The sequence below is a fragment of the Salinibacterium sp. SWN248 genome, from assembly GCF_015864575.1.
GTDB lineage: Bacteria > Actinomycetota > Actinomycetes > Actinomycetales > Microbacteriaceae > Rhodoglobus.
In genome coordinates this window covers 717534-725911 of the sequence record NZ_JADYWW010000002.1, presented here as the reverse complement: position 1 = coordinate 725911, position 8378 = coordinate 717534, and the positions used below count along the sequence as shown (strand labels likewise).

Sequence of the window (8378 nt, the reverse complement as noted above, 5' to 3'; positions counted from 1 at the left end):
GCTAAGACTCTCTGCGCCGATGGTACTGCAAGGGGGACCTTGTGGGAGAGTAGGACACCGCCGGACTTCAATTGTAAAATAGCCACACCCTTCGGGGTGTGGCTATTTTGCTTTAACCACCCACCCGCACGGGCCGCAAACAGACTCACGGCGTAGCGTGAAGAGTAGATGTACCGCTGGCCCTCCCGCGAACTCCTCACCTCAGGGCAACCCCGCGGTGCACCTCACGTGCCAGGAGGCAACCATGCAGGTCATCGTCAATACCGATAACAACATCACTCTCAGCGAAGACACGATTGCCGCAATCACTGCGGAGATCGAGAGCAAGCTTGCGCACTTCAGCGCCCACCTCACGCGACTCGAAGTCCACCTGAGCGACGAGAGTGCCGGCCGCAGCACAGTCGACGACATCCGCTGCCAGCTTGAAGCCCGCCCCGAGAACCGCACCCCGGAACTTGCCACCGACAACGCGTCAACAGTGGATGCTGCGCTCAACGGCGCCACTCGAAAGATGCAGCACGTGCTCGAGACAACCTTCGGTCGTGCTGACCACCACAAGGGCGCCAGCTCAATGGGCGGTGTCGAACCCCGCTAACGCGCGAGCAGCCGCTGCGCCGCGTTAGCGTGCTTCGAGGCGGCCGGCCGCGATTTCGCGATCGGCCATCGCCTCGAGGGCCTCGGCGAAGGCCGTGGCAGCGGGCGATAGGCGGCGGGTGTTGGCCCAGCGTAATCCGATCTTGCGGGAAGCATTCTCCGCGTTCACGGGAACGACAACCAGGCTGTTGTCGCGCACGATTCTGGTACCCAACGCACCCATGATTCCGATCCCCAATCCGGCACGGACGAAGGAGAAAACGGTCGTCGGCTGGGTTACCGCGAGGCTGCGTTCGTAGTCGAATGCGACATGCTCCAGGAGTTCCCGGAACTCGAGTCCCACGTGCGGGTCAAGGCCAGCCTCCCCGGTCGTGATGATCGGTTTGCCCGCGAGCTCCTCCAGCTCAAGAAAGCCTGCTGAGGCCGCCGGATGATCGAAGGGCACGACGGCGCGGAACGGGTCAGTCAAGAGGGCCCGCTGCGCGATACCGAGGCGCGGCGTGATCTCCATCGGGCTGATTCCCAGTTCGATCGTGCGGTGGGCGAGCGCCTCATCCAACCAATTGTTGGCGCCTTCGTGCACTTCAAAGCGGACTTCGGGGTGGGTCTCGGAGAATTCAGCGATCAGCGGAGCGATGAGCATAGCGCTCACGCTCGGCACACTTCCCACTGCGACATTGCCCCGCACCTGGCCCTGACCGGCCGCCACTGCGGCTAGCGCCGATTGCCACTCCGTGACGGTCGCGCGAGCATGGGGCAGAAACGCGGTGCCGGCAGCGGTCAGCGTTGGCGGGTGCACATCTCGGTGGAAGAGTTGAGCGCCAAGCTCCGTTTCGAGGGCTGCCACATGGGCGCTGATCCGAGACTGCGAGCGATGGAGGGTGCGGGAGGCCGCAGTGAAGCCGCCCTGCTCGTGCACGGCGAGAAACGATCTGCACCAGACGAGTTCCATGCTGCAACCTTAGCGACCGAGCGTCATCCGTTCATCAGCCGGACGCTTCGGTGCGGCCGGTGCGGAAATGGGGCCAGCGAGAAGTGGATCGTGAGTGTCCCGCATGAGCTTTTCAAGTCGAGCGGCGAGGTCGGCTCGCAACTCGGCGTACTGCGGATCGTCGATGAGGTTGGTGAGTTCCGAAGGATCCGCGGCGAGGTCATACAGTTCCTCGGCGGGACGCGGATCATTGGGCCAGTCACCCATACCGGCACGCGTTGAGCTCTCTTCGAGGTCGAGGGGGAGCGGCACTCGGACGCCCTGCTCGAAGTTGCGAATGTACTTAGCGTGAGGGGTGCGGATGGCGCGGATCGGGTCATAGCGATCGTGGAAGCTCTTTTCGAGCAGGAGCTCTCGGACATCCGGCGCTGCATCATCCGTTCCTTGCAGGCGAGTGAGGATGCTCTCGCCCGCGAGCTCGTCAGACGGGGTGCCGCCGGCAACGGTGACGAGTGTCGGCACGATGTCGAGGTGGCTGATGATGTGGTCGCGGCGGCCAGGCTCGACGTCGAAAGACTCCGGCGGACGCACGATGAAGGCAACTTTGACTCCCGAGTCGTAGAGGGTGCTCTTGGCGCGGGGGAAGGCGACGCCATGGTCGGTCGTGAAAATGATGAGGGTGTCGCGGCCCTTGGGCGACGCGGTGATGCGGTCGATGATCTGGCCGACCGCGGCATCCATCTGGCGGATAGCACCGTGAAAGGCGGCGATGTCGTTGCGCGTGTCAGCGTTATCGGGCAGGTACGGCGGCACGTCGACGGCTGCCGGATCCGCGTACTCGTAGTCTTCAGCAGGCCAGGGGCGGTGGACTTCCCAGATGCCGATCGTCAGCAGCGTGGGGGTATCGTCGCGCGGTTGCTCGTACCACCAGTCAACGCGGCGGGCCACCTCCATCGCGCGAGGCAAGAATCCGAGGCCGTGCACTTCGTCGTAGCCGAGGACGCGGGCGTCGAAGTCCTCATGCTGCAGCCCGATGAGGGCGCTGCGGTAACCCTCGCGGCGCAACAATTCCGGCAGCGTAGTGACGCCCGGCTTGTAATGCCAACCAGCATGGGTGAGACCCATGAGCCCGTTTTGGTGCGGCAGGCGGCCGGTGAAGATGGACGAGCGTGCGGGAGTGCACAGCGGTGCGGTCGCGAAAGCTGCATCGAAGATGACGCCGGAGTCAGCAAAAGCCTCAAGGTTGGGGCTGGGCACCGACGGCATGTCGTAGCAGGAGAGCCAATCGCCGAGGTCGTGGCAGTGGATGAGGACGATATCTGGCTGGGAGACCATCGGGGCAACTTTCGTGTGAGAAGGAATGAAGAAGGAGTGCTCAGCGCGGGGGACCGGTGGTGAGCCCGGCACCCCCGCGCTGAGAGGGAGTGACTAGCCCATCGGGTAGCCGGCATCCTGGACCACTTGAGTGACCTGCTCCTGCAGTTGAGCCATACCGTCTTCGGGGCTTACGTCACCAGCGGCGATCGCGGCGATGATGGGCTCCGAAACGGTGAGGAACTCGGTGATGAAGGTGAAGCGGAAAGGACCAACAGCGGTCGGCGCTGATTCGCGAACAACATCCAGATAGGCGCTTGTTTCGGCGCTGAGTCCGTCAGCATCGTAAGCGTCGTCGCGCGTGGGGATTCCGCCGGCTTCAGCGAAGATCTCCATGCCGTGCTCGGACGTGACCCAGTCGATGAAGTCGACGGCAAGTTCGCGACGGTCTTCGGGAAGGTCAGCGGGAAGAGCCAAGTTCCAGAGTCCGGTGGCGGATGCTGCTCCGGGCAGTACCGCGTAGCCGACCTTGCCGACGACATTGGAACTGGATTCATCGTTCATGCTGCTCGCTGCGGCGGCTACGACATCCAGCTGTCCGGCGTCGCCACCCTGCATAGCGGCGATGGCTTCTGCCTGACCGACAGCCTTGGGGTCGGCGGGGCCGAGCTTGGCAAGTTCGCGGAAGTCACGAGCGGCTTCGAGAGCTGCGGGGGTGTTGAAGGCGGGGGTCCAGTCAGAGCCTTCGTCGACGAAGAAGCTTCCGCCGACTCCGTGAAGCAGGCCAGCGAAGTCGTAGGTGACGCCGGGAGCGCCGGGGATTCCCTGATATCGCTGCACGTAACCGTACCGGGCGGCATCCGCATCAATCATTGCTTGGCCGTTGGCAATGGTCTCGTCCCAGGTCGTGGGAACCGAAAGGCCGAGGTCGTCGTAGATGTCGGTGCGGTACATCAGAACCTGCAGGTTGCCCATGAGCGGCAGGCTCGTCACGTCGCCGTCGGCAGAGAAACTGCGCGTCTCTGAGTTCCAGTTAGTGACGTTGTTGTACGTGAAGATCTCAGGGTCGAGGGTATAGCCCGCTTTCGCCTCGGTGAAGGGCATCAGAATGCCGGAGTCGTTGAGCTGAGCGAGATCCACTTCGTTGACCTGATAAACGTCGAAGGTGTGGTTGCCGGTCTGGGCGTCGTTGAGGACCTGGGTTTTGACGTCGGGGTTGGGGAAGGGGCGAAGGTCAACGTCGACCCCGGTCTCTTCCTCATAGGCCTTGACGACGGCGTCGTAGGCCGGGTTCCACGGAGCCTGACTGGTGATGACGACGAGGCTGTCGCCGGAACCGAGAGCTCCGCCGGTAGTGCTGCCTGAGCATCCGGTGAGGGCAATGCTCATCGCGGCGACACTGCCGATTGCGATGAATGCTTTCTTCATGAACATGTACTCCTAGCTGTGAGCGGAAACCAAACAGGACGGGCCTGTTTAGCCTTTGATAGCGCCGGCAGTGAGCCCAGCGACGATTTGGCGGTTGGCGAAAATGGACATGACGATGATCGGGATGGCGGCGAGGGTTCCCGCCGCAGCGAGTTCGCCCCACGTGACGGCGAACGGTTGCAGTAGGCCGGCGATGCCGACGGTGACGGGCGCGGTAGCCCCGCCCGAGGTGAGGGTGAGGCCCATCTGGAACTCGTTCCACGCCATGATCGCGGTGAAGACTCCGACGGCAGCGATGCCGGGGCGAACAACGGGAAGCATGATCCGCAGCAGCACTGTCAGCTCGCTGGCACCATCCATGATTCCGGCTTCGCGGAGTTCTTCAGGAATGGTCGAAAAGTACGACGACATGAGCAGCACTGCGAAGGGAAGGTTGAGGAAGGCATTGACCAACACGAGCCCCCCGACTCCGCCGATCAAGCCGAGATCAGAAAGCAAGACGTAGAGGCCGGGCAGCAGCGTCATGGGTGGAATCAACGGGATGAAGCCGGCGATCACGAGCGCCGGGATAGTGATCCAGCGTGGCGGGTGCAGTCGGCTAAGCGAGTAGCCGGAGAGCGTGCCGATGACGAGGCAGATGGCGACCGTGCCGAGCACGATCAGGAGGCTGTTGCCGATCTGGGCAATGAAAATGCCATCTTTGAAGACACGCTCAAAGTTGCCGAGCCAGAACGGGAAGTCCCAGCTCGAGGAGACGATGGCGCGGTTGGGGAGGAACGCGAGCAGGGTCGTGAAGGCAATCGGGATGATGCTGAGCACCAGCACAACCCCGAGAGTAATCTCTACGCCAAGGTTGCGCTTGGTGCCGGCGGTCTGGGCGTCGCTCATTTTTCGACCTTCGATCGGGTGAATAGCACGGCGCCAAGAACCAGCGCAGTGAGGATGACAACCACGAGCGAGAACGCTGACGCTTCGCCGAACTGGAGGCTGTCGAAGAAGAGAGTCTTGATGTGTTGCGTCACGAGCGTTGTCGCAAAGTTGGGCCCGCCCGAGGTCAGGAGGTACATCTCGTCGAAGGCCTTCACTCCCATGATCACTCGCACGACAACGACCGCAGCGATGGCGGGGCGCAGAGCGGGAAGCACCACGTGTTGGATGATGCGCCACTCGTTAGCGCCATCGACCCGAGCGGCCTCGAGGGTTGCTCCGTCGATGCTCTTGAGGGCCGTATAGAGGAAGAGGAAGACGACCGGAGTCCAGTGCCAGACATCCACCACAATCACCGCAGCCATAGCGGTTGATTCTTGGCCGATCCACCCTTGGAGCGGCAGGCCGAGGGAGTAGAGCGCCTTGTTGAGTCCGCCGGCGGTAGGGCTGAGCAGAAGCAGCCACATCAGACTGACGACTACCGGGGCGATCACAGCGGGCCAGATAAGAACGTTGCGCGCCAGCGGGAGGAGGGTGATGGCGCGATCAACGAGCAACGCGAGGGCGAGACCAACGATCAACGACAGAACAACGGTTGCCGCAACGAAGATGACGGTGTTGCCGAGCGAGCGAAGACCATTTGCATCGGTGAGCACGGCGCCGAAGTTCGCAAACCCGATCCAGGTCCACTCAAAAATTCCGCCCCGGATCTGAACATCGGAGAGAGCCATGCGGATGACTTGGCCGAGCGGGTACGCGGCGAAGATGGCGCCAAAGATAATGAACGGGGCGAGGGCTACGATCGCGAAGACGTGCTTAGGGCGAGAACGCTTGCGGGCGGTCGGGCGCGGAGAGGCCGTTCTCGTGGCGTTGGCGGTTGCGACCATTCTCGATACTCCATCGTGTCGGGCGGCCTGCGAAGCGCCGCAAATCCCACGGTAGGGCGCTCCCCAACTATCTGTCCAACACGTAGTTCAGAAGGTCGCTATCTGCTTAACGGATAGGGCGTGCAGGCACTGCCGTCGCCGTCGCCGTCGCGCCAGCGTGGGCCGAGGCTCAGACGCGGGCGGACGGCTCTCCGGCGCGGGGGAGGTGCAGCTCAAAGGTTGCACCGCCTCCGGGGGTTGGCCGCAGCTGCACAGAGCCGTGATGCTGGATCGCGATTTCCAGCGTGACGGCGAGGCCGAGACCGGCGCCGTCGTGACTGCTCCGTACGCGAGAAGGATCTGAGCGGTAGAAGGGCTGGAAGATTTTGTCCCGCTCGTCTTCGGGGATGCCGGGGCCGTGATCCACGACGCTGATCACGGCTTCGCGCTCGGTGATGCTGGCCAGGAAAGAGACGGCGATGTCATCGGGGGTATGCCGGCAGGCGTTCGCTCCGAGGTTGAGCAACGCTTGATGGAGCTGTGCCGGATTGCCTACTAAGGGGACGTCGGTGATGGCGCTGAGGTCGGCGGCAATGTCGCGGGAGGGGAAGGCGACCCGCAGATCGTCGATGACGTTGCGGGCGACTGTGACAAGGTCCACCTGCTCGTGGGCAACTTCAATGGGCTTGCCGTCGCGTACGACTTGCAGCATTGAACTGACGAGAACATTGAGACGGATGCTCTCATCGCCGACCCGCGCCATCGCACGGTCAAGCGCTTCGGGGGTGGTGAGCATGTTTTGCGCGTAGAGGTCGCTGTAACCCTTCACAGCGGTTAGCGGCGTGCGGATTTCGTGCGCTACGTCGGCGAGGAGGCGACGCATGTCATCGCGGGCGCGGGTGGCATCAGTGGCGGACTGCTCACGTTCGGCCAAAGCGTCGCGCAGACGATTCACCATGCGGTCGATGTCTGTCGTGAGCTCGGCGATCTCCTGGGATCCGCCAGCGGGCTCGATCGGGGTTTCGAGCTCGCCGTCGGCAATGCGTGTCACACTTCGAGCGACACCGGCGATAGGGCGAGCGATCTGACGGGCGAGGAACCAGGCCATTGCCGCTTCAAGCAAGGCAATCGTGACGCCGCCGGCAACGAGGGTGCCGCGCAGGCTGGCGAGGGCGGCGTTGTACGTGTCGAGTGAGAGTGCGGTGATCTGTACGACACCATCCGGGGTCGGTGAGATGAGCACGCGATAGTTGTCGACCGTAACGGTGGCGGTTGAGGTTGCGGCTCCGAAGCCCGCGAGGTCTTCTGCGGTGAAGGGGTGCGCAACTCCCTGATTCTCGAGCAGGGTGTCGTCGGGGGCGAGGGTGAACTGAACCGGGAGGCCGGAACCGTCGCCGCTCGAGGAAGTGCTCGGTCGCGGCGCGGGCAGCTCGGGCGCATCGGTCGCGGGCGGCGGAACGGTGGTCACTTCGGCGCGGGCGAGTTCGGCATCCAATTCGGCTAGGCGTAGCGAGCGTTCGCTCACATCAACGGCGATGGCGAACGCAAGAAAACCGACAATGATGGTTGCGAGAACGGGGAGCAGCAGCATCCACCGCAGTGAAAGGCGCCTCATTCGGAAGCCTCGCGCAGAACGTAACCTATGCCGCGACGGGTATGAATGAGGGGCGGATGACCGGCGTCAAGCTTGCGGCGCAAGTAACCGATGTACAGCTCGACCACGTTCTCGCTACCGGTGAAATCGTCTTGCCACACCTCGACCAGAATCTGGGCTTTCGAGAGCACAACCCCGCGGTTAGCCAACAGATAGTGAATGAGGCGGTACTCGGTCGCCGAGAGGTCGATGAGGGTGCCAGCGCGGCGCACCTCGTGGCCAGCCGGGTCGAGGGTGAGGGAACCGAGTTGCAGCAAGGCCGGACCTGCCGGCGGGGCGGTTCTGCGCAAGATGGCGGCAACCCGAAACACGAGCTCGTCCACGGTAAAAGGCTTGGTGAGGTAGTCGTCACCTCCGGTAGCGAAGCCCCGGATGCGGTCTTCGGGTTCCGCGAGAGCGGTCAAGAAGAGGATGGGCGTTGTCGAGCCGGCAGCGCGCAAACGCCGACATACTTCGAGACCATCGATGCCGGGCAACATGACATCGAGCACGATGAGATCTGCCGGCTGCGCGAGCGCAGACGAGAGCGCTTCGTGGCCGTTGGCGACGTGGGAAACCATGTGGCCCTGAAAACAAAGGGCCGTCGTGACGACATCGCTAATGGCCTCGCTATCTTCAGCAACAAGGATGCGGTGGGTGGGGGCCTGAGCAGGGTTCGACACGG

General features: G+C 63.2%; 8 protein-coding genes. 1 reads left to right on the top strand and 7 read right to left on the bottom strand.

The features are described from left to right. Nucleotides 1-157 precede the first annotated feature (157 nt). Nucleotides 158-595, top strand: a complete 438-nt coding sequence (locus tag I6E73_RS13365; RefSeq protein ID WP_197126270.1) for an HPF/RaiA family ribosome-associated protein — start codon at nt 158-160, stop codon at nt 593-595. A gap of 24 nt (nt 596-619) precedes the next feature. Here the strand turns inward: I6E73_RS13365 and I6E73_RS13360 are convergent, their stop codons facing one another. The 7 genes from I6E73_RS13360 to I6E73_RS13330 all read right to left on the bottom strand — a co-directional run bounded on the left by I6E73_RS13360 (nt 620) and on the right by I6E73_RS13330 (nt 8376). Then, nucleotides 620-1546 carry a LysR family transcriptional regulator gene (locus tag I6E73_RS13360; protein WP_197126268.1) on the bottom strand — a complete coding sequence of 309 codons (927 nt, stop codon included), beginning with the start codon at nt 1544-1546 and terminating at the stop codon, nt 620-622. A 9-nt stretch (nt 1547-1555) separates the two neighbouring features. Beyond that, nucleotides 1556-2860 (bottom strand): sulfatase, encoded by a 1305-nt coding sequence (locus I6E73_RS13355; RefSeq protein ID WP_197126266.1) that lies wholly within the window; start codon nt 2858-2860, stop codon nt 1556-1558. Between the two features lie 93 nt (nt 2861-2953). Then, complete coding sequence (locus I6E73_RS13350) at nt 2954-4267, bottom strand: ABC transporter substrate-binding protein (RefSeq protein WP_197126264.1); 1314 nt, start codon at nt 4265-4267, stop codon at nt 2954-2956. 48 nt (nt 4268-4315) lie between these two features. Continuing rightward, nucleotides 4316-5155: a carbohydrate ABC transporter permease gene (locus I6E73_RS13345; RefSeq protein ID WP_197126262.1), complete on the bottom strand. Its 840-nt coding sequence runs from the start codon at nt 5153-5155 to the stop codon at nt 4316-4318. Beyond that, complete coding sequence (locus I6E73_RS13340; protein ID WP_197126260.1) at nt 5152-6081, bottom strand: carbohydrate ABC transporter permease; 930 nt, start codon at nt 6079-6081, stop codon at nt 5152-5154. Before I6E73_RS13340 ends, I6E73_RS13345 begins: the two co-directional genes overlap by 4 nt. A gap of 169 nt (nt 6082-6250) precedes the next feature. Beyond that, on the bottom strand, nt 6251-7675 hold the full coding sequence (locus tag I6E73_RS13335; RefSeq protein ID WP_197126258.1) for a cell wall metabolism sensor histidine kinase WalK: 1425 nt from the start codon (nt 7673-7675) through the stop codon (nt 6251-6253). Then, entirely contained in the window at nt 7672-8376 is a 705-nt protein-coding gene (locus I6E73_RS13330) for a response regulator transcription factor (RefSeq protein ID WP_197126256.1), read from the bottom strand. Before I6E73_RS13330 ends, I6E73_RS13335 begins: the two co-directional genes overlap by 4 nt. Nucleotides 8377-8378: the final 2 nt, after the last annotated feature.